Source organism: Glycomyces tenuis DSM 44171 (assembly GCF_000427885.1).
GTDB lineage: Bacteria > Actinomycetota > Actinomycetes > Mycobacteriales > Micromonosporaceae > Glycomyces > Glycomyces tenuis.
The window spans coordinates 43524-62551 of the sequence record NZ_ATYW01000024.1 but is presented as its reverse complement, the minus strand read 5'-3'; the positions used below and the strand labels follow the sequence as shown (position 1 = coordinate 62551).

General features: G+C 71.1%; 21 protein-coding genes and 1 pseudogene. 14 read left to right on the top strand and 8 right to left on the bottom strand.

All coding sequences use genetic code 11. From position 1 onward, the window contains the following. Window positions 1-45: 45 nt before the first annotated feature. Complete coding sequence (locus tag YWW_RS0122340; RefSeq protein WP_026931857.1) at window positions 46-492, bottom strand: GNAT family N-acetyltransferase; 447 nt, start codon at window positions 490-492, stop codon at window positions 46-48. A gap of 105 nt (window positions 493-597) precedes the next feature. On the opposite strand from YWW_RS0122340, the gene YWW_RS0122335 reads away from it, so the two are divergent. Next, on the top strand, window positions 598-1575 hold the full coding sequence (locus YWW_RS0122335) for an NAD(P)/FAD-dependent oxidoreductase (protein WP_026931856.1): 978 nt from the start codon (window positions 598-600) through the stop codon (window positions 1573-1575). Between the two features lie 108 nt (window positions 1576-1683). Next, complete coding sequence (locus tag YWW_RS0122330) at window positions 1684-2652, top strand: NAD(P)H-quinone oxidoreductase (protein ID WP_026931855.1); 969 nt, start codon at window positions 1684-1686, stop codon at window positions 2650-2652. Between the two features lie 123 nt (window positions 2653-2775). On the opposite strand, the gene YWW_RS0122325 is transcribed toward YWW_RS0122330, so the two are convergent. Next, window positions 2776-3210 carry a MerR family transcriptional regulator gene (locus YWW_RS0122325; protein WP_026931854.1) on the bottom strand — a complete coding sequence of 145 codons (435 nt, stop codon included), beginning with the start codon at window positions 3208-3210 and terminating at the stop codon, window positions 2776-2778. Window positions 3211-3419: 209 nt separating this feature from the next. Here YWW_RS0122325 and thrS point away from each other — a divergent pair, with 209 nt between their 5' ends. Next, a complete protein-coding gene (gene thrS, locus YWW_RS0122320) occupies window positions 3420-5408 on the top strand; it encodes a threonine--tRNA ligase (protein ID WP_026931853.1) in 1989 nt (662 codons plus the stop codon). A gap of 294 nt (window positions 5409-5702) precedes the next feature. Here the strand turns inward: thrS and YWW_RS32300 are convergent, their stop codons facing one another. Both YWW_RS32300 and YWW_RS0122305 read right to left on the bottom strand, forming a co-directional pair. After that, window positions 5703-6626: a sulfite exporter TauE/SafE family protein gene (locus YWW_RS32300; protein WP_035699034.1), complete on the bottom strand. Its 924-nt coding sequence runs from the start codon at window positions 6624-6626 to the stop codon at window positions 5703-5705. Between the two features lie 113 nt (window positions 6627-6739). After that, on the bottom strand, window positions 6740-8233 hold the full coding sequence (locus tag YWW_RS0122305) for a potassium/proton antiporter (protein WP_026931851.1): 1494 nt from the start codon (window positions 8231-8233) through the stop codon (window positions 6740-6742). 122 nt (window positions 8234-8355) lie between these two features. On the opposite strand from YWW_RS0122305, the gene YWW_RS0122300 reads away from it, so the two are divergent. The 6 genes from YWW_RS0122300 (at window position 8356) to pdxS (ending at window position 13289) form a co-directional block, all read left to right on the top strand. After that, window positions 8356-8901, top strand: coding sequence for an HIT family protein (locus tag YWW_RS0122300; protein ID WP_245595491.1), 546 nt, complete (start codon window positions 8356-8358; stop codon window positions 8899-8901). Between the two features lie 147 nt (window positions 8902-9048). Further along, entirely contained in the window at window positions 9049-9678 is a 630-nt protein-coding gene (gene pgsA / locus YWW_RS0122295; RefSeq protein ID WP_026931849.1) for a phosphatidylinositol phosphate synthase, read from the top strand. Continuing rightward, window positions 9671-10585 carry a phosphatidylinositol mannoside acyltransferase gene (locus YWW_RS32295; RefSeq protein ID WP_051326182.1) on the top strand — a complete coding sequence of 305 codons (915 nt, stop codon included), beginning with the start codon at window positions 9671-9673 and terminating at the stop codon, window positions 10583-10585. The genes pgsA and YWW_RS32295 overlap by 8 nt, the downstream gene beginning before the upstream one ends. Window positions 10586-10593: 8 nt before the next feature. Next, window positions 10594-11709 carry a glycosyltransferase gene (locus YWW_RS0122285; protein ID WP_026931848.1) on the top strand — a complete coding sequence of 372 codons (1116 nt, stop codon included), beginning with the start codon at window positions 10594-10596 and terminating at the stop codon, window positions 11707-11709. Window positions 11710-11788: 79 nt separating this feature from the next. Next, window positions 11789-12268, top strand: a complete 480-nt coding sequence (locus YWW_RS0122280; RefSeq protein ID WP_026931847.1) for a hypothetical protein — start codon at window positions 11789-11791, stop codon at window positions 12266-12268. Window positions 12269-12368: 100 nt separating this feature from the next. Next, window positions 12369-13289 (top strand): pyridoxal 5'-phosphate synthase lyase subunit PdxS, encoded by a 921-nt coding sequence (gene pdxS / locus YWW_RS0122275; RefSeq protein ID WP_035699035.1) that lies wholly within the window; start codon window positions 12369-12371, stop codon window positions 13287-13289. 64 nt (window positions 13290-13353) lie between these two features. Here pdxS and YWW_RS34435 read toward each other — a convergent pair whose 3' ends face one another. The 3 genes from YWW_RS34435 to YWW_RS0122260 form a co-directional block, all read right to left on the bottom strand. After that, window positions 13354-13782, bottom strand: coding sequence for an SSI family serine proteinase inhibitor (locus YWW_RS34435; RefSeq protein ID WP_051326181.1), 429 nt, complete (start codon window positions 13780-13782; stop codon window positions 13354-13356). Between the two features lie 384 nt (window positions 13783-14166). Next, on the bottom strand, window positions 14167-14733 hold the full coding sequence (locus YWW_RS36170) for a hypothetical protein (protein WP_026931845.1): 567 nt from the start codon (window positions 14731-14733) through the stop codon (window positions 14167-14169). A 21-nt stretch (window positions 14734-14754) separates the two neighbouring features. Beyond that, window positions 14755-15165, bottom strand: a complete 411-nt coding sequence (locus tag YWW_RS0122260; RefSeq protein ID WP_155830334.1) for a hypothetical protein — start codon at window positions 15163-15165, stop codon at window positions 14755-14757. 227 nt (window positions 15166-15392) lie between these two features. Between YWW_RS0122260 and pdxT the strand changes: the two genes are divergently transcribed. The 5 genes and pseudogenes from pdxT (at window position 15393) to YWW_RS0122235 (ending at window position 18337) form a co-directional block, all read left to right on the top strand. Beyond that, entirely contained in the window at window positions 15393-16031 is a 639-nt protein-coding gene (pdxT, locus tag YWW_RS0122255; RefSeq protein WP_026931843.1) for a pyridoxal 5'-phosphate synthase glutaminase subunit PdxT, read from the top strand. Window positions 16032-16052: 21 nt separating this feature from the next. Beyond that, complete coding sequence (locus tag YWW_RS0122250) at window positions 16053-16811, top strand: YebC/PmpR family DNA-binding transcriptional regulator (protein WP_026931842.1); 759 nt, start codon at window positions 16053-16055, stop codon at window positions 16809-16811. After that, window positions 16796-17491: pseudogene (locus YWW_RS32285) on the top strand (dienelactone hydrolase family protein); the annotation flags it as partial. The gene YWW_RS0122250 and the pseudogene YWW_RS32285, both read left to right, overlap by 16 nt. A 112-nt stretch (window positions 17492-17603) precedes the next feature. After that, window positions 17604-17921, top strand: a complete 318-nt coding sequence (locus tag YWW_RS0122240; RefSeq protein WP_155830333.1) for a type II toxin-antitoxin system Phd/YefM family antitoxin — start codon at window positions 17604-17606, stop codon at window positions 17919-17921. Further along, complete coding sequence (locus YWW_RS0122235) at window positions 17921-18337, top strand: type II toxin-antitoxin system VapC family toxin (protein ID WP_035699036.1); 417 nt, start codon at window positions 17921-17923, stop codon at window positions 18335-18337. Before YWW_RS0122240 ends, YWW_RS0122235 begins: the two co-directional genes overlap by 1 nt. A 19-nt stretch (window positions 18338-18356) precedes the next feature. Here YWW_RS0122235 and YWW_RS0122230 read toward each other — a convergent pair whose 3' ends face one another. Beyond that, window positions 18357-19007, bottom strand: coding sequence for a phosphoribosyltransferase (locus YWW_RS0122230; RefSeq protein ID WP_026931839.1), 651 nt, complete (start codon window positions 19005-19007; stop codon window positions 18357-18359). Between the last annotated feature and the right edge of the window lie 21 nt (window positions 19008-19028).

Genomic DNA, 19028 nt, shown 5'->3' with positions numbered 1-19028 from the left:
CCGCCGAGTCTAATGCAGCGCCCGGTCCGCCCGGCGGCCTCGATCTCAGATCGTGAACCGCAGCTCGGGGCGCTCCCAGCCGATCTCCGGCGGCGAGGGCGGGACCGTGCCGACCGGCTCGGCGCCGAGCCGGCGGTAGAACTGCTCGGCCGGGGGATGGGAGACCACCCGCACCTCGCGCAGGCCGAAGGCCCTCGCGCGGGCGATCATGTGCTCCACCAGGCGCCGCCCGACCCCCATGCCCTGGGCGTGGTCGGCGACGAACGCCAGGTCCAGCTCGGGCGGGTCGAGGACGAGCGCGTAGAAGCCGAGAAGGTCTCCGGCGGCGTCGAGGGACATGAAGACCTGGTGGTGTTCGACGTACTCGGGGGCCAGGCGGTAGCCGTCGATGATGGAGTAGTACCTGCCCCGGTAGGCACCGGACGACTGGACGAGGGCGGTCAGGCGGTCCGCGTCCCGTGCGCCGGCGCGCTCGATCCTCGTGGACTGCATTGGAAGCAGTATAAGGTCCGAGCCGGTTCACGGTCAAAACCGCATAGAGGACGATCACTGGCTACGATGTCATGAAAGCCATGACGACGAAGTCGGTGATGCCAGGTGCCGGAAATCTCAGTCGACCTCGTGATCGTCGGTGCCGGGCCGACCGGCCTCTACGCGGCCTACTACGCGGGCTTCCGCGGACTGTCGACAGTGGTGGCCGACGCGCTGCCCGAGCCCGGCGGCCAGATCACCGCCATGTACCCCGAGAAGCTCATCTTCGACGTCGGCGGCTTCCCCGAGATCAAGGGCCGCGACCTCGTCGACAACCTGGTCCGCCAGGCCGCCCCGTTCGAACCGGACTACCTGCTCGGACGCCGCGCCGAGAAGCTCGACCACGTCGAGGGCGCGCCCGTGCTCGACTTCGACGACGGCACCCGCGTCCGCTGCGGCGCCGTCATCATCACCGGCGGCCTCGGCAGCTTCACCTCCCGGCCGCTCCCGGCCGCGGCCGACTTCGGCGGCGAAGGCGTGGTCTACTTCGTCCCCGAGCTCGCCGCCCACGAGGGCCACGACGTCGTGGTCGTCGGCGGCGGCGACTCCGCCTTCGACTGGGCGCTGGCCCTGCACCCCCTCGCCCGCAGCGTCACCCTCGTCCACCGCCGCGAGAAGTTCCGCGCCCACGAGGGCACCATCGCCCGCGTCCGCCGCCTCAATGTCCCGATCATCGTCAACGCCCAGGTGGCCCGCCTGCTCGGCGACGAGCGCGTCACCGGCGTGGAGGTGATCGTCAAAGGCGAGGACGAATCGCGCCTGCTCCCGGCGGACACCATCGTCGCCGCCCTCGGCTTCACCGCCGACCTCGGGCCGATCACCGAATGGGGCCTGGACATCGAGAAGCGCTGCGTCCTCGTCGACTCCTCGATGGCGACGAACCTGCCCCGCGTCTTCGCCGCCGGGGACATCGCGCAGTACCCCGGCAAGGTCCGGCTCATCGCCACCGGCTTCGGCGAGGCGGCCACCGCCGTGAACAACGCCGCGGTCGCCATCGACCCCGAGGCGCACCTCTTCCCCGGCCACTCCAGCGAAGGACCCTGAGGGACGAAGCCGTTGCACTGCAAGGGCTTCACGCCCCACTTCCCACAATGGCGGGAAAATGTCCGGGTGTCATGCCCCTGCCCGCCACCAGGGTCTTAGGATGCGGGAATGCTCGCCATGACCGTCGCCGACGGGAAACTGATCGCCGACACCGTGCCCGACCCCGAAGCCGGCCCCGAAGAAGTGCTCATCGAGGTGGCCGCGGCCGGCGTGAACCGCGCCGACCTCCTCCAGGTCGCGGGCCACTACCCACCCCCCGCCGGGGCGCCCGCCTGGCCCGGCCTCGAGGTGTCCGGGACGATCGTCGCCGTCGGCGGCGAGGAGAACGCCGCCCTCGTCGGCACCGAGGTGTGCGCCCTGCTCTCCGGCGGCGGCTACGCCGAACTCGTCGCCGTCGACGCCGGGCTCGTGCTGCCGAAGCCCGAAGGCGTCGACCTCGTCGACGCCGCGGCCCTGCCCGAGGTCGCCGCCACCGTCCACTCCAACCTCGGCTACCTGATCGGGCCGAGATCCCCCGAACGCCCGCCTCGGGTGCTGGTCCACGGCGGATCGGGCGGCATCGGGACCTTCGCGATCCAGTACGTCCACCGACTCGTCGGCGCCGAGGTCTGGACCACCGCCCGATCCGAGTTCGCCGAAGAGCTCAAGGCGCTCGGCGCCGAACGCGTCCTCGACTACCGCAGTGAGGACTTCTCGGCCGAACTCCAGGCCGCCGGAGGCGCGAAGGCCATCCTGGACGTCGTCGGCGCGGCCTACTTCGAGGACAACCTCAAGGCCCTCGACACCGACGGGCGCCTCGTCGTCATCGGCCTCCAGCAGGGCCGCACCGCCGAGATCGACCTGGGCAGGCTCCTGTCCAAACGCCACACCGTCGCCGGCACGACGCTGCGCGCCCGCCCGCTCGAACAGCGCCGGAGCATCCTCGCCGAGCTCTTCGAGCACGTCTGGCCCGCCCTCGACGACGGCCTGGTCAAACCGGTGGTCACCACTCGCGTGCCGCTGACCGACGCGGACGAGGCGCACCGCGTCATGGGCGCCGGAGGGCACCTCGGGAAGATCGTCCTGACCACCGCTTGACGGGCTGGTGCGGCCCCTAGCGCCGGCCGCGCCCGCCCGCGACAGCGGACGGGCGCGGGGTCGGAACCCGCGGGCACGGTCAGCCGCAGCAGCCGGGGCCGCAGCACGGGCAGCATTCCTCGTTCATGTCGCACCTCCCTCCTCGCATTGCTCGGGCGGGCACCAGTTCGCGGGCAGCGGCTCGCCGCAGCCCCCGTCCTCGACCGCCCGCAGCATCGACGTGAGCTGGGACCGCAAGCCCTCGAGCCTGGCGATCTCGGCGCTGATCTCGCCGATGCGCCGCTCCAGGTGCTGCTCGGCCGGCTCGCACGGGCACACGCCGGTGTCGCGCACGGCCAGCAGGTCGGCGATGTCGCCGAGCCGCAGCCCCGCGCCCTGGCAGGTGCGGATGAACCGTGCCCGGTCGATCGCCTCGGGGCCGTAGCGCCGGTAGCCGGCCGCGCTGCGCCCGGCGGCCGGGAACAGGCCCTCGTGCTCCCAGTGGCGGATGGTGTCGGCCGAGACGCCCACGGCCTCGGCGACCTTCCCGACGGTGAGCGGTGCGGTTGCGGTGGTCATGGATCGACCGTAAACCTTGGAGTCGGCTCTAAGGTCAAGTCCGCGCCCGGGAAAACTTCCGGCGGGGGAGGTCGCGCCGGTAATGCGTTGGAGCCCGTTCCCCGACGGCGACTACCATTGACGCGAAATGAGCGCCGAGCCCCGCTCGGCCGAACGATTGAGGGAGAACCGTGGCATCCGCAGCGCCGAACACCAGTCCAGTCCCCGCCGTGAGCGCGACCGAACCGCTCTGGGTGACGGCTGGCACTACGTGCGCCGACGCGGTGGCCGAGGCCGGTCTCCCCGTCCACGGCCCGAACGCGATCGTCGTCGTCCGCGACGCCGACGGCCGCCTGAGGGACCTCGCGTGGGTCCCCGAGGCCGACGCCAAGGTCGAGCCGGTGCCGCTGAACAGCCCCGACGGGCTCAGCGTCATGCGCCACTCGGCCGCGCACGTCATGGCCCAGGCCGTCCAGGAGCTGCGCGAGGCCAAGCTCGGCATCGGCCCGCCGGTGACCGACGGCTTCTACTACGACTTCGACGTCGCCGAGCCGTTCACCCCCGATGACCTCAAGCAGATCGAGAAGCGGATGCTTCAGATCATCAAGCAGGGGCAGCCCTTCCGCCGCCGCAAGTACGCCTCGCTCGACGAGGCCCGCGCCGAGCTCGCGCACGAGCCCTACAAGCTCGAGCTGATCGAGACCAAGGGCGAGGGCACCGACGCCGACGAGGTCATGGAGGTCGGCGGCGGCGAGCTCACCGCCTACGACAACCTCGACCCCAAGAGCGGCGAGCGCGTCTGGTCGGACCTGTGCCGCGGCCCGCACCTGCCCTCGACCCGCCTCATCGGGGCGGTCAAGGTCATGCGCTCGGCCGCGGCCTACTGGATGGGCTCGGAGAAGAACCCGCAGCTCCAGCGGATCTACGGCACCGCCTGGCCGAGCAAGGCCGAGCAGAAGGACTACCTCCAGCGCCTGGAGGAGGCCGCCAAGCGCGACCACCGCAAGCTGGGCCAGCAGCTCGACCTGTTCAGCTTCCCCGAGGAGCTCGGCAGCGGCCTGCCGGTCTTCCATCCCAAGGGCGGCATCATCCGCCAGGAGATGGAGTCCTACCTGCGCGAGCGGCAGAAGGCCGCCGGGTACGAGCTGGTCAACACCCCGCACATCACCAAGTCGGTCCTGTTCGAGACCTCCGGGCACCTGCCGTACTACGCGGACTCGATGTTCCCGCCCATGGAGTTCGAGGGCGCGGACTACTACCTCAAGTCCATGAACTGCCCGATGCACAACCTGATCTACAAGTCGCGGGGACGCTCCTACCGGGAGCTGCCGCTGCGCCTGTCGGAGTTCGGGTCGGTGTACCGCTACGAGAAGTCCGGCGTGGTCCACGGGCTCACCCGTGTCCGCGGCCTGACCATGGACGACGCGCACATCTACTGCACCGAGGAGCAGGCGCCCGGGGAGATCGCGAGCCTGCTGTCCTTCGTGCTGGAGCTGCTGCGCGACTACGGCCTCAGCGACTTCTACCTGGAGCTCTCCACCAAGGACGACTCGTCGAAGTTCATCGGCGACGACGCCCTGTGGGAGCAGGCCACCGCCACGCTGCGCGAGGTCGCCGAGTCCTCCGGGCTCGATCTGGTGCCCGACCCCGGCGGGGCGGCGTTCTACGGTCCGAAGATCTCGGTGCAGGCGAGGGACGCCATCGGCCGGACCTGGCAGATGTCGACCATCCAACTGGACTTCAACCAGCCGGCGCGCTTCGCCCTGGAGTACTCCGCGGCCGACGGCACCCGCAGGCAGCCGGTCATGATCCACCGGGCCCTGTTCGGCTCCATCGAGCGGTTCTTCGGGGTCCTCACCGAGCACTACGCGGGCGCGTTCCCCGCGTGGCTGTCCCCGGTGCAGGCCGTCGGCATCCCCGTCCGCGACGAGAACGCCGACTACCTCGACGATTTCTTCGCCAGGCTCCGCGAGCGCGGCATCCGCTGCGAGGTCGACCACTCCGACGACCGGATGCAGAAGAAGGTCCGCAACGCCCAGCTCCAGAAGATCCCGTTCATGGTGATCGTCGGCGACGAGGACCAGAACGCCGGCACCGTCTCCTTCCGCTACAGGGACGGCTCCCAGCGCAACGGCGTCCCCGTCGACGAGGCCCTCGCCCACGTCGTCGACGTCGTCGAATCCCGCGTCAACACGGGCCCCTCGGCGGCGGGGGAGTAGGACCGCCCGAACCCGGCGGCGGCCCGCCCGCCGCCGGGAACCGCTCCTGTCGCCTATCCGACAACAGTTGGTCGCGCGGTGCTCGCCGCCCGCCGATCACGTCGACTCGAAGGGCCTCTCGAGCGGCGGCCCGCGCGACCGCTACAACAACCTCTGGGCCGACGCGCACCGGCTCACCGAGCGCTTCGACCGCGCCTGCGGCCGCACCGGCGCCGAGCCCGCGGAACCCCCCCGCGCCGCGCCGACCGCCGAAACGGCGCAGGATCGCAGCCGCAGGCCGCCGCTCCGCTCGGTTCAGGCGTCCTCGGCCACCGGCTCGGTCCGCTCCGGGACCGGTTCCGCCGCGGCCGCGGCCCTGTCACGGCGGTGGGCCCGCACCGAGTAGGCGACCGCGCCGATCCAGGCGAGGGCGACGAGCACGTAGACCGTGTTCGCGACGGCCGACGGCGCGGCGATCCAGTCGCTGCGCAGCAGCGTCCGGGCATTGGTGAACACGATGACGCCGCCGACCAGGGACCCGAGGATCCGCGGCGGCACGTGCCGGACGAGCCAGGCAGCGATCGGGGCGGCGATCAGGCCGCCGATCAGCAGCACGCCGACCCAGGAGAAGTTGATCTCCTCGCCGCCCAGCCCGATCAGGAAGCCGATGCTGGCGGCCACGGCGACCAGGAACTCGGAGGTGTCGATCGAGCCGACGACCTTGCGCGGCTCCATCCGGCCGCTGGCCAGCAGGGCCGGGGTGCCGACCGGGCCCCAGCCCCCGCCTCCGGTGGCGTCGAAGAAGCCGCCCACCAGACCCAGTGGGCCGAGGAAGCGCCCCCGCAGCGGCTTGCCGAGGTTGTGCCGGTTGAGCCCGAAGAAGGTGAACCTGACCAGGACGTAGGCGCCGAGGCCGAACAGGATCACCGCCATGACCGGTCCGGCGACCTCCGTCGACAGGCTGGACAGGAACGTCGCTCCGGCGAAGGCGCCGACGGCGCCGGGCACGCCGATCTTCGCGACGACCTTCCAGTCGACGTTGCCGAAGCGCCAATGCGAGGCGCCCGAGGCGAGCGTGGTGCCGATCTCGGCGAGGTGGACGGTGGCCGACGCCGCCGCCGGGCTGGTGCCGATGGCCAGGAGCAGCGTCGACGAGGTCACGCCGTAGGCCATGCCGAGGCTGCCGTCGACGAGTTGCGCGACGAGACCGACCAGGCCGAGCAAGATGAGGGTGCGCACGGGGGCGATCCTTTCCTATAATTCCTATAGCATTAGTAGATTACTTGGATGCAAGAATGCGCGATCACCGGCGAGCTGTCAACCGCGCCGTCCCAGCCACTGGGAGCGGCGGCTCAGCTCCTGCCGTTCTCCCCGAGCCAGCGCGCCAGGCGCCCCGCGCGCATCAGGGCCGTCAGGCGCTGCTCGGTGGCCTCGCGCAGACGCGGCGGCGTGACCACCATGAGCTGGTCGCCCGAACGCAGCCGTTCGCCCACCTCCGGCACGAACAGACGCTCCTCGCGCACCACGGCCGCGATCACGCTGCCCTCCGGCAGCCGCAGCTCGAACAGGCGCAGCCCGGCCAGCCCCGAGCCCTTCGGCACGGTGGCGGTCAGGACCTCCCCGTCGATCGCGTCCAGCGGCGCGATCTCGATGTCGATCTCCCGGACGGCGCCCGGATCGTCGAGCCGCAGGCGCCGGGCGAGCCAGGCCATGGGCGGCCCTTGGAGCAGCGTGTACACCGCGACCAGGATGAACACGATCTCCCACAGCGACTGCGCGCCCTCCAGCCGCGTGGAGTGCGGGATGGTGGCCAGCACGATCGGCACCGCCCCGCGCAGCCCCGCCCAGGAGACGAACACCTGCTCCCGCCACGGCCTGCGGAACGGCAGCAGGCACAGCGCCACCGAGATCGGCCGGGCCGCCAAGGTCAGCACCGCCCCGATCACCAGCGCCGGGACCACCGCGTCCAGCAGGCCCGCCGGGCTCGCCAGCATCCCGAGCATGACGAACATGCCCAACTGCGCGATCCAGCCCAGCCCGGTCGCGAACGACTGCGTGGCCGCCCGGTGCGGCAGATGCGAGTTGCCCAGGACCAGCGCCGCCAGGTACGCGGCGATGAGGCCGGAGGCGTCGAGCGCCCCGGCCGCCGCGAACGCCGCCACGCCCAGGCTGAACACCGCCAGCGGGTACAGGCCCGAGACCGGCAGCGCCAGCCGCCTGAGCAGCCACGCCCCGGCGAGACCGACGGCCAGGCCGATCGACGCGCCCGCCGCCAGCTGCCAGATCAGCGTGCCGATCAGGTTCCCCGCGCTCGGCAGGCCCGCCGCCGAGGCGAAGGCGAGCACCAGGATCATCGCCGGGGCGTCGTTGAGCCCCGACTCGGCCTCGATCAGGCCGCTCAACCGCTTCGGCAGGCCCACGCCCCGCAGCTCCGAGAACACCGCTGCCGCGTCGGTCGAACCGATCACCGCGCCGATCACCAGGGAGAACTGCCAGGAGAAGCCGAGCAGGTAGTGCGTGCCGACGGCCGTGACTAGGACGCTGACGACCACGCCGCACGTCGCCAGGACGCTCGCGGGGGCCAACTGGGCCGAGATCGTGTTCCACCTGGTCGACAGGCCGCCCTCGATGAGGATGAGCGCCAGCGCGAAGGTGCCGATGACCTGCGCCAGCTCGAAGTCCTCGAACTCGATGCCCACCACGCCCTCGCCCAGCAGGATTCCCACGCCGAGGAACACCAGCAGCGCCGGCAGCCCCAGACGGTGGGTGGCGCGGATGGCCGCGATGGAGACGAGCACGGTGACGCAGCCGATGAGCAGCGCGAGATACAGCTGGGGCAACGTCACGCTCCGCAGCATATCGGTGCCGCGAGGGGTGAATCCCCATGGTTTGGCCCCGAAGCGGCGGGGAAGGCCGCCGCGTTTCGTCTCGGTCGACGCCGCGGCGCCGGTGGCTTAGGATCGTGTCCGTGAGCCAAGTTGCATCCGAAGGAGCCGGTGTCCCCGACGATTACGAGCGACTGTGGACGCCGCACCGGATGGCCTACATCAAGGGCGAGGGCAAACCGACCGGTGACGACTCCGACATCGAAGGGTGCCCCTTCTGCGAGATCCCCAAGCTCGGCGACGCCGACGGGCTCATCGTCGCACGGGGCCGCACCATGTACGTCGTCATGAACAAGTTCCCCTACAACTCCGGCCACCTCATGGTGGTGCCGCTGCGGCACGTCCCCGACTACACCGACCTCGACACCGACGAGGTCGCCGAGATGGGCGCCCTCACGCAGGAGGCGATGCGGGTGATCCGCGCCGCCATGGGCGCCCACGGCTTCAACATCGGCATGAACCAGGGCCAGGTCGCCGGCGCCGGCATCGCCGGGCACCTGCACCAGCACATCGTGCCCAGATGGGGCGGCGACGCGAACTTCATGCCGATCATCGCCCGCACCAAGACCCTCCCGCAGCTGCTGGCCGACACCCGGACCGAGCTGGCCGCCGCCTGGGGACGCCCCTGAGCCGGGGCGCATTATAGAGTCAAGGCGCACCCACCACCAGCCCAGTGCCCGAACACCCAATGGGCGACGCCGGCCACGGCGAAGCTTGCGAGCCGTGGATCAGCACCACGGCGAAGTCTGCGGGCCGTAGATCAGGATCAGGAGACCATGGCGAAGTTCCTTCGAACCTCTGGCCGCGCAGGACTGCGGCGTTACATCGACGCCACGGCGAAGGCCCTCATCCGCATCGGCGTGTCCGCCAACGCCGTCACCATCGCGGGCACCGCCGTCATCGTGGCCGCCTCGGTCCTGCTGCTGTCCCAAGGACACCTGCTGGCAGGCCTGATCGTGGTCACGCTCACCGCCTTCACCGACCTGCTCGACGGGGCCATCGCCCGCGTCAAGGGCACCATGAGCCGCTTCGGCGCGCTGCTCGACTCCACCTGCGACCGCCTCGCCGACGGCGCGATCCTGGCCGGCCTGGCCTACTGGCTGCTCACCGAGGAGCGCTTCACCGCCTGCGCGCTGGCGCTGTGGGCGCTCATCGCCTCGCAGATCGTCTCCTACGTCAAGGCCCGCTGCGAGAGCCTCGGCGCCGAATGCAAGGTCGGCATCGGCGAGCGGCCCGAGCGCCTCATCCTCGCCGGCGTGAGCGTCCTGGCCGAAGTGCTCACCGTCCCCTTCGCGATGGAGATCGGCATGGGGCTGCTGGCGCTGCTGGCGTCCGTCACGGTCGTCCAGCGCCTCGTCCACGCCCACGCCGCCCTGGAGGCCCTGGAGGAGCGCGTCGATGCGTGAGAAGCTCACCGAATGGGGCTACCTGGCCGCCTGGCGGGGCGTCCGCCTCATGCCCGAGCGCTCCGCCGCGGCCATGTTCCGCCGCTTCGCCGACCGCGCCTGGGCCAAGGACGGCCGCTCCGTCCGGCAGCTGCGCCGCAACCTCGCCCGCGTCGTCGACGGCGAACCCGACGAGGAGCTCGTGCGCGACGCCCTGCGCTCGTACGCCCGCTACTGGATGGAGGCGTTCCGGCTCCCCTCGATGAGCCGCGAGGCCCTGGCCCGCAATTTCGAGATGAACGGCTACGAGCCGGTCGCCGAGCGCGCCGCCGAGGGCAAGGGCAGCGTCGTCGCCCTGCCGCACTCGGGCAACTGGGACTTCGCCGGGGCCTGGGTGCCCCAGATCGCCGGGAACCCGCTCACCACCGTCGCCGAGCGCCTCAAACCCGAAGGCGTGTTCCGCCGCTTCGTCGAATACCGCGAGTCGCTGGGCATGACGATCGTCCCCGCCTCCGGCGGCGAGCGCAACCCGCAGACGCTCCTGGGCGAGGCCCTCGACGCCGGGCACGTCGTCGCCCTGGTCGCCGACCGCGACCTCGGCCGCAGCGGCGTCGAGGTCAAGTTCTTCGACGAGGCCACCACCTTCCCCTCGGGGCCGGCGCTGCTGGCGATCCGCAACAACGTCCCACTGTTCACCGCGCACATCCACTACGAGAGCGACCGCGCCGTCTGCCGCATCACCGGACCGGTCGACACCGGCACCGGCCGCCTGCGCGAGCGGGTCGCCTCCACCACTCAGGCCATGGCCGACGCCTTCGCCGAGGGCATCCGCGCCCACCCGGCCGACTGGCACATGCTCCAGCGGTTCTGGGCCGCCGACTTCGAGCCCCCGCCCCCGGCCGAGCCACTCGACGCCACGGAGGCCTGATGGGGGACCTGCGGATCGGGATCGTGAGCCCGTACTCCTTCGATGTGGCCGGCGGCGTCCAGTTCCACATCCGCGACCTCGCCGAGACCCTCATCGACGCCGGCCACGACGTGTCCGTGCTCGCCCCGGCCACCGAGACCGCCGAGCTGCCCGACTACGTCGTCCCCGGCGGCAAGGCCGTCGCCGTCCCCTACAACGGCTCCATCGCCCGCCTGGCCTTCGGGCCGCGCTCGGCGGCGCGCGTGCGGCGCTGGTGCCTCGACGGCGACTTCGACGTCGTCCACGTCCACGAACCGCTCACCCCGAGCCTGTCGTGCCTGGCCGTGCTCACCGCCCGATGCCCGGTCGTGGCGACCTTCCACACCGCCATCACCCGCTCGCGGATGCTCGCGGCCGGGAAGAACATGGCGCAACTGGTCCTGGAGAACCTCTCCGCGCGCATCGCCGTCAGCCCCTACGCCCGCAAGGTCCAGGTCGAGCACCTCGGCGGCGGGGCCGTCGAGATCCCCAACGGCGTCCCGGTCGCCTTCTACCGCAAGGCCGCCCCGCTGGTGGCCAAACCGGAGGGGCCCACCATCGGCTTCATGGGCCGCTACAACGAGCCCCGGAAGGGCTTCGGGATCCTGCGGGACGCCTTCGCCCGCCTCGCCGCCGACCGGCCCGAACTCCATCTGCTCGTCGTCGGCCGCGGCGAGCCCGCCGAGGCCCTCGCCGGGCTCGACGCCGGGCTCGCCGAGCGCGTCCACTTCCTCGGCGCGGTCTCCAACGAGGAGAAGGCGAGCATGCTCGCCAGCGTCGACCTCTACATCGCCCCCAACACCGGCGGCGAGTCGTTCGGGATGATCCTCACCGAGGCCATGGCCGCGGGCACCTGCGTGCTCGCCAGCGACATCGAGGCGTTCAAGAGCGTCCTCGACGAGGGCCGCGCCGGCGGCCTGTTCGCCGTCGGCGACGCCGCCGACCTCGCGGAGCAGGCCGGACGCCTGCTCGACGACGACGCCCTCAGATCCGCCTACGTCGAGCGCGCGAGCGAATGGGTCCGCCGCTACGACTGGCCCGAGGTCGCCGACCGCGTCGTCGAGGTCTACCGCGCCGCCATCGAAGCAGGAGCCGAACGCCGGTGAGCGCCCGGCTCCTCCGCGCGGCCCACACCGCGATCGGCCGGGACGGCCCCGCGTGCCGTACGGCATTACGATGATCCCGATGTGGTGGCTGGCTGTGCTCGTAGCGATCGTGGCGGCCGTCGGCGCGTACGCGACGTGGACGGTCACGCGCGTCGAACGGCTGCACCGGCGCGCCCGCACCGCCGAGGCCGCGCTGCTGACCAAGCTCGACGACCGCGCCGAGACCGTCCTCAAGTTCGTCGGACGGCCCGGCTTCGAGGAGGCCGTCGCCCTGGCCCTGTCCGTCGTCGCCGTTCCCGCCGAGACCCGCCGCCAGCGCGAGCTGCGCGAATACGCCGAGAACGACCTCACGCGGGCGCTGCGCGAGCTCGACCCCGGCCACGCCGGGGCCGAGGACCTGGAGGCCGCCAACCGGCGCGTCGCCCTGGCCCGCCAGATCCACACCGACTTCGTGCGCGACGCCGTCGCCTCCCGGTCCCTGCCCGTCGCCGTCATGCTGCGCCTCCACCACCGCCTGCCCCGCCCGCAGTACTGGGACATCGAGGACCCGCTCCACTAGCGCGGACCCCGCCTGGACGTGCGTTCCGCCACGGCGCTGTGAGGCCCGTCGCGGCGTAGAATCGACCAGGTCAGGCACCCCTACATGTCGAGACCAGCAGATGGAGCCGGTGACCGTGTCAGAGACCCAGAAGACCGAGGCCGAGGTCGGGACCGCCCGCGTCAAGCGCGGCATGGCCGACATGCTGAAGGGCGGCGTCATCATGGACGTCGTCACGCCCGAGCAGGCCAGGATCGCCGAGGACGCCGGAGCCGTGGCGGTCATGGCGCTCGAGCGCGTCCCCGCCGACATCCGTGCCGAGGGCGGCGTCTCGCGCATGTCGGACCCCGACATGATCGACGGCATCATCGAGGCCGTCTCCATCCCCGTGATGGCCAAGGCCCGCATCGGCCACTTCGTCGAAGCCCAGGTCCTGGAGACCCTCGGCGTCGACTACGTGGACGAGTCCGAGGTCCTCACTCCCGCCGACGAGGCCAACCACGTCGACAAGTGGCAGTTCACCGTGCCGTTCGTGTGCGGGGCGACCAACCTCGGCGAGGCGCTGCGCCGCATCGCCGAAGGCGCGGCCATGATCCGCTCCAAGGGCGAGGCCGGCACCGGCAACGTCGTCGAGGCCACCCGCCACATGCGGCAGATCCGCGCCGACATCGGCCGCCTGAAGGCGCTCGACGGTACCGAGCTCTACGCCGCCGCGAAGGAACTGCGCGCCCCCTACGAACTGGTCGCCGAGGTCGCCAGGCTCGGGAGGCTCCCGGTGGTGCTGTTCACCGCCGGCGGCATCGCCACCCCCGCCGACGCGGCCATGATGATGCGGCTCGGCGCCGAAGGCGTCTTCGTCGGCTCGGGCATCTTCAAGTCCGGCGACCCCGCCAAGCGGGCCGCCGCGATCGTCAAGGCCACCGCCATGTACGACGACCCGAAGGTCATCGCCGAGGTCTCCCGCGGCCTGGGCGAGGCCATGGTCGGCATCAACGTCGACACCCTCACCGAGGAGCAGAAGCTCGCCAAGCGCGGCTGGTAGCCCGCGAGCACACGTGTGAGGCCCCGGCCGCCCGGCCGGGGCCTCCTCGTCTTCCAGGCCGCCGCTACCGCGGCACGATGTCGAACAGCCGCCCGCCGGTGTGGCCGACGGCCGCGCAGTAGTTGCCGAACTGGCCCTCGTACGAGTGGAAGTCGCCGTTCCACAGGCCGTGCGCCCGCACGGTCACCGGCCGGTAGTCCATGGTGCACAGGCCGTCGCTCGCCCCCAGCGATCCGATGTCGCCGTCGACCTCGGTGAGCTGCGCGCAGACCTCGGCCCCGTGCGGGTGGCCGCCGCCTCCCGGGCACATCAGCACGGCGTCGTACGCGGCGCCGTCGGAGAACTCGACTTCCACGTAATAGGCGGACCCGCCTTGCAGCGGTTCGACCGGGTGCGACGGCTGTGCTTGCGCTCCAACCGCTCCGGTGGCGGTGAACACGGCGAACGCCGCCGGGCCGAGGACGGCGAGAGCGCGCGAGAGCTTCTTGACCATCCCGCGATCCTAAGGAGCCGGAGCGCCGCAAAACCCCATCGACACACCCGGATCGCCCGCCCGCCTTAGGCTGATGGCATGAGCGAAGACGACCTCGACCAGCTGTCCACCGCCGAACTCCAGCATCGGGCGTTCGCGCTGGCGCGCCACCGCCGCGACTGGGTGTTCTTCATCGACCTGTTCCGCCACACCCCCGCCGCCGGACAGGCCGACAGCCTCGACCCCGACGTCGCCGAGATCGGCGTGGCCATCGACGACCTCGTCGCGATGTGGCGCCAGATGACCGAAGGCGAATGGGGCGAGGCCGAGCCGCTGGCGCGAGCCCGGTTCATCGACTACCTCGCCAAGGGCGGGGACGACACGAAGCCCCCGCCGACCGAGGACTTACGACTCCTCGGGCGCGGGCGGCGTCGACTCCGACATCCAGTCCTTGACGTCACCGGAGAACAGCCACCACACCGCCAGGATCGAGGCGAACACCCAGATCATCAGTATGAGGAAGAAGGCCGGGACCATGAGCGTGGTGAGCATGGCGAGCAGCAGCAGCACGATGGAGGTCGCGATCGCCACGCGGCGCACGGTCTTCAACCGCGTCTTCAGCCTGACGGCGCACAGCGCCGAGAGGACGGCGGCGATGACCATGATGCCCGCGGGGATCAGGTTCGCGACGAGGAACTGGGTCGAGTTGTAGAAGTCGAACAGCTCCTGCCCGGCCTCGGTGGGCGATTCGACCTCGGCCTCGGCAGAGAGCTCGATGAGCTGGTCGAGCGTGGCCTGCCTGGCCGAGAACACCGACAGGACCAGGTAGTTGCCCGCCAGGACGGCGAAGGCGGTCTGGACCCACAGGGCGATCCGCAACCGGCCGAGCTTCCTCGGCGGCCCCTCGTCGGCCTCGTCGTTGTCGTCAGGGGGGCCTGAGGAGGTGGGACCGAAGTTCGGTTGCGGGAGCATCGCGTCAGCCTTCCGGGGTGGTCAGTGGTTGAACCAGCGGCGGGCGAACCGCTCGGTCAATGTTCCGATGATGATGATTGGAACGATAGCCAACGCGATGCACAACGCCCAGTACAGTCCGCCGGTGACCATGAGCCAGGCCAGGCCGGCGAGGCTCAGAACCTGGCTGAGCAGGATCAGGATCCACAGGACGCGCCACTGGGTGCGCAGCAGGAGCACGGCCAGGACCAGCCACAACGCGAGGGCGCCGAGGCCGACCGCGCCCCGGTAGACGTCGTGCTCGGCGGCGGGCGGAACGAAGTCGCGGGCGGTGTGGTGCAGCAGCACGATCAGTCCGCCCACGGCGAGGCTGATCGCCGTCTGGAACCACATGGCGTTGCGTCCGGCGCGGACCGAACGGGGCATGGGGTTGCGCTTCACTATCTCAGGCATGGTCCTCTTGCTCCTAGGGGTGCGGCACTTTCGCCCGCAGAGCCTAACGGATCACACCCAGGGACCCGAAGCCGGTCACAGTCCGATTGCCCAGGTAGGCAGTGCGGGGCGCTCGAACTACCCTTGAATCGCCCGCTGAACGCGGCACGCCGGACCGTTCCGCGGACCGCGAGCGCCGTCCGCCCACGCGCGGCTCGCGGACTTCACCGCTGAGAGGAGTGCCCTGAATGGGAATCGTGCCCGAGATCGGCGTGCTCGCCCTCCAAGGCGACGTCGTCGACCACATGCGCGCGGTCGAGGCCGCCGGAGCCCGCGCGGTGCCGGTCCGCCGTGAATCCGAGCTCGACTCGGTCGACGGCCTCGTCATACCCGGCGGCGAGTCGACCACCATGAGCAAGCTGCTGGCCGTCTTCGAGCTGTTCGAGCCCCTCCAGAAGCGCCTGGACGCCGGGATGCCCGCGTTCGGCTCCTGCGCCGGCATGATCATGCTCGCCGACGAGGTGCTCGACGGCCGACCCGACCAGCGCTCCTTCGGGGCCATCCCCATGACGGTGCGCCGCAACGCCTTCGGCCGCCAAGTCGACTCCTTCGAAGCGCCGATCGACTTGGAGGGCATGGTGGGCGGCCCGTTCCACGGCGTGTTCATCCGCGCCCCCTGGGTCGAGCGCGTCGGCGAGGGCGTCGAGGTCCTGGGCCGCGTCAACAGCGGGGACGGACCGGCCGACGAGGCGGGCGGTAGGATCGTCGCCGTACGCGCGGGCGCCTGCATGGCCACCTCCTTCCACCCGGAGGTGACGCCGGACGCGCGGGTGCACCAGTACTTCGTGGACATGGTCCGGCGCTCCGGCGCCGGAGCGGTTGAATAGAACGACAAGGGGAACGCCGGGATGAGTGGCCACTCCAAGTGGGCGACGACCAAGCACAAGAAGGCCGCGATCGACGCCAAGCGAGGCAAGATATTCGCCAAGCTGATCAAGAACATCGAGGTCGCCGCGCGCACCGGTGGTCCCGACCCCGCCGGCAACCCCACGCTCTTCGACGCGATCCAGAAGGCCAAGAAGAGCTCGGTCCCCAATGACAACATCGACCGGGCCGTCAAGCGCGGCGGCGGCCTCGACGGCGGCGGCGTCGACTACGAGACGATCATGTACGAGGGCTACGCGCCCGGCGGCGTCGCGGTGCTCATCGAGTGCCTGACCGACAACCGCAACCGGGCCGCCTCCGAGGTCCGGGTCGCCCTGACCCGCAACGGCGGGTCCCTCGGCGAGGCCGGGAGCGTCGGCTACCTGTTCGCGCGCAAGGGCGTCATCGTGGTCCCGCAGGCCGAGGGCCTGAGCGAGGACGACATCCTCATGGCCGTGCTCGACGCGGGCGCCGAAGAGGTCAACGACCTCGGCGAGGGCGGCTTCGAGGTGCTGTGCGAGCCGACCGACCTGGTCGCGGTGCGCACCGCGCTCCAGGAGGCCGGGATCGACTACGACTCGGCCGAGGCCGGGTTCCAGCCGTCCACGAGCATCGCCGTGGACGCCGAGGGCGCCCGCAAGGTCTTCCGCGTGGTCGACGCCCTGGAGGACTCCGACGAGGTCCAGAACGTGTACACCAACGTCGACGTCTCCGACGAGGTCCTCGCCGAGCTCGACGCCTGACGCTTAGCGGCCTCCGGCCGGGGTACGTCTGCCGGATGAGCGAAGAGACGCTGACGATCCCGGCCGGGCCGGTGCGGCTCGAGGCCCTCCTGGACGTCCCCGACGACGCCGCGGGTGTGGTGGTGTTCGCCCACGGCAGCGGCAGCAGCCGCCACAGCAGGCGCAACCGCTTCGTCGCCGAGGCCCTGCGCGGGGCCGGGCTCGGGACGCTCCTGTTCGACCTGCTCACGCTCGAGGAGGCCGACGACCGGGACAAGGTCTTCGACATCGGGCTGCTGGCCGAGCGGCTCACCGAGGTGACCAACTGGCTCCAGGACCGTCCGGGCCCGGAGAACGAGTGGATCGGCTACTTCGGGGCCAGCACCGGCGCGGCCGCCGCGCTGCGGGCCGCCACGGCCCCCGGCGTCGAAGTGCGCGCCGTCGTCTCCCGCGGCGGGCGCCCCGACCTGGCCGCCGACGACCTCCCGAACGTCAGGACGCCGACGCTCCTGATCGTCGGCGAGCGCGACGAAGACGTCCTGAGCCTGAACTACGACGCGCAGCGCCACCTCGGCGGGCCGAACCGGGTGGCGGTCGTCCAGGGCGCGACGCACCTGTTCGAGGAGCCGGGCGCCCTGGAATCCGTCGCCGAGCTCGCCCGCGACTGGTTCAACGAGCACCTGGGCGGCGTCACGCCCTGAACGCCGAACGCAGTCCCGCCTTCGGAGACGAGCACCGTGTGTCGTCCACCCGACAGTCAGATCGGCGAGTCATTTTCGAAATTCGCCTGACATGCTGGTCAAAATATGCGTCATGATTGACGTCATGACCGAAGAACACGTGACCATCCGAGAGCTCCAGCGGAACGCCGCCGAGATCTTCAAGCGTGTTCAGGAGGGGCACACCGTGCTCGTCACCCGGTGGGGCGAAGTGGTCGGCCAGATCACCCCGCCGGATCCCGCCAATATCGCAATCGACAGGGCCATCGCGGCCGGACTGCTTGATCCCGCGGTCCTCGACAGGCTCCCCACCGGGCCTGAAGCGCGCAACATCGTGCGCGAACCCTCCCCTCCGGGCACGAACCGCGGAAGCGAAGCGATCGATCGCCTGCGAGAAGAGCGAGAGTTCTGATGCGGTTCCACTATTTGGACTCCTCGGCGGCGATGAAGCTCTTCCTCGACGAAGAGTGCTCCGAGGACTTGGAGGAGTGGCTTGCGCGCCGTGTTGAAGATCGCCAGATCACCTCGAAGCTGACGCGAACTGAAGTGCGCAGAGGGCTGCACGCGGCGGGCGCGCAGGCCGACGCGCGGGCGCAGGCGCTGCATTGGTTGGAGCGCACCGCGGTGGTCGCGCTGCCGACCGAAGTGTTCGATGCGGCCGGGGACCTTCAAGCAGGATCTCCTCTGCGCTCGTTGGACGCGATCCACGTGGCGGTGGCAGGCGGCCTGGGCGAGGCACTGGGGTACTTCCTCACTTACGACAAGCGCCAGGCCGCTGCGGCCGAGGCTGAGGGCATGAAAGTGGCTTCACCGGGTCTGACCGGCTGACGCGCGGTGTCGCCGTGATTCAGGCGGCCAAGCTCCTGCCGAGGAGTTCCCGGACCTCGTCGTCGGACGTCTGCTCGAATCGCCGGTAGGACTGGCCGACCGCGTAGAACGGCTCGGGGTTCGTCGCGCACACCATCTCGTCGACCAGGGCGCCCAGCTCCCGGCACGTCGAGGCCGCGCCGGTGGGCACGGCGACGACGAGGTTCGCCGGGCCGAGGCCGCGCACCGCCTGGATCGCGGCCCGCATCGTCGAGCCGGTCGCCAGGCCGTCGTCGACGAGCAGCACCGTCCTGCCCTCCAGCTCCGGCGGCGGCCGGTCGCCGCGGTAGGCCCGCTCGCGGCGGTGCAATTCGGCGCTCTCGTGCTCGGCGACCCTGGCGATCGCCGCCTCGTCGACCCCGCTGAGGCGCACCACCTGGTCGTTCAGCACCTTGACGCCGCCGCTGGCGATGGCGCCCATCGCCAGTTCGGCGTGCCCCGGCACGCCGAGTTTGCGGACCGTGAAGACGTCCAGCGGCGCCCCCAGCGCCCGGGCGACTTCGAAGGCCACCGGCACGCCGCCGCGCGGCAGCGCCAGGACGAGTGTGTCGGAGCGGCCCCGGTAGCCGTCGAGCAGGGCGGCCAGTGCGTGCCCGGCGTCGCTTCGATCGCGGAAGACCCGGTTCGGCATCCAGGGGAGATGCCCCCCGGT

Bases quoted from the DNA above. Each gene is read 5' to 3' on its own strand.
- YWW_RS0122340 (WP_026931857.1), bottom strand. From the start codon at position 492: ATGCAGTCCACGAGGATCGAGCGCGCCGGCGCACGGGACGCGGACCGC.
- YWW_RS0122330 (WP_026931855.1), top strand. From the start codon at position 1,684: ATGCTCGCCATGACCGTCGCCGACGGGAAACTGATCGCCGACACCGTG.
- YWW_RS0122325 (WP_026931854.1), bottom strand. From the start codon at position 3,210: ATGACCACCGCAACCGCACCGCTCACCGTCGGGAAGGTCGCCGAGGCC.
- pgsA (WP_026931849.1), top strand. From the start codon at position 9,049: ATGGCGAAGTTCCTTCGAACCTCTGGCCGCGCAGGACTGCGGCGTTAC.
- YWW_RS32295 (WP_051326182.1), top strand. From the start codon at position 9,671: ATGCGTGAGAAGCTCACCGAATGGGGCTACCTGGCCGCCTGGCGGGGC.
- YWW_RS0122280 (WP_026931847.1), top strand. From the start codon at position 11,789: ATGTGGTGGCTGGCTGTGCTCGTAGCGATCGTGGCGGCCGTCGGCGCG.
- pdxS (WP_035699035.1), top strand. From the start codon at position 12,369: ATGGAGCCGGTGACCGTGTCAGAGACCCAGAAGACCGAGGCCGAGGTC.
- YWW_RS34435 (WP_051326181.1), bottom strand. From the start codon at position 13,782: ATGGTCAAGAAGCTCTCGCGCGCTCTCGCCGTCCTCGGCCCGGCGGCG.
- YWW_RS36170 (WP_026931845.1), bottom strand. From the start codon at position 14,733: ATGCTCCCGCAACCGAACTTCGGTCCCACCTCCTCAGGCCCCCCTGAC.
- YWW_RS0122260 (WP_155830334.1), bottom strand. From the start codon at position 15,165: ATGCCTGAGATAGTGAAGCGCAACCCCATGCCCCGTTCGGTCCGCGCC.
- pdxT (WP_026931843.1), top strand. From the start codon at position 15,393: ATGGGAATCGTGCCCGAGATCGGCGTGCTCGCCCTCCAAGGCGACGTC.
- YWW_RS0122250 (WP_026931842.1), top strand. From the start codon at position 16,053: ATGAGTGGCCACTCCAAGTGGGCGACGACCAAGCACAAGAAGGCCGCG.
- YWW_RS0122240 (WP_155830333.1), top strand. From the start codon at position 17,604: ATGATTGACGTCATGACCGAAGAACACGTGACCATCCGAGAGCTCCAG.
- YWW_RS0122235 (WP_035699036.1), top strand. From the start codon at position 17,921: ATGCGGTTCCACTATTTGGACTCCTCGGCGGCGATGAAGCTCTTCCTC.
- YWW_RS0122230 (WP_026931839.1), bottom strand. From the start codon at position 19,007: ATGCCGAACCGGGTCTTCCGCGATCGAAGCGACGCCGGGCACGCACTG.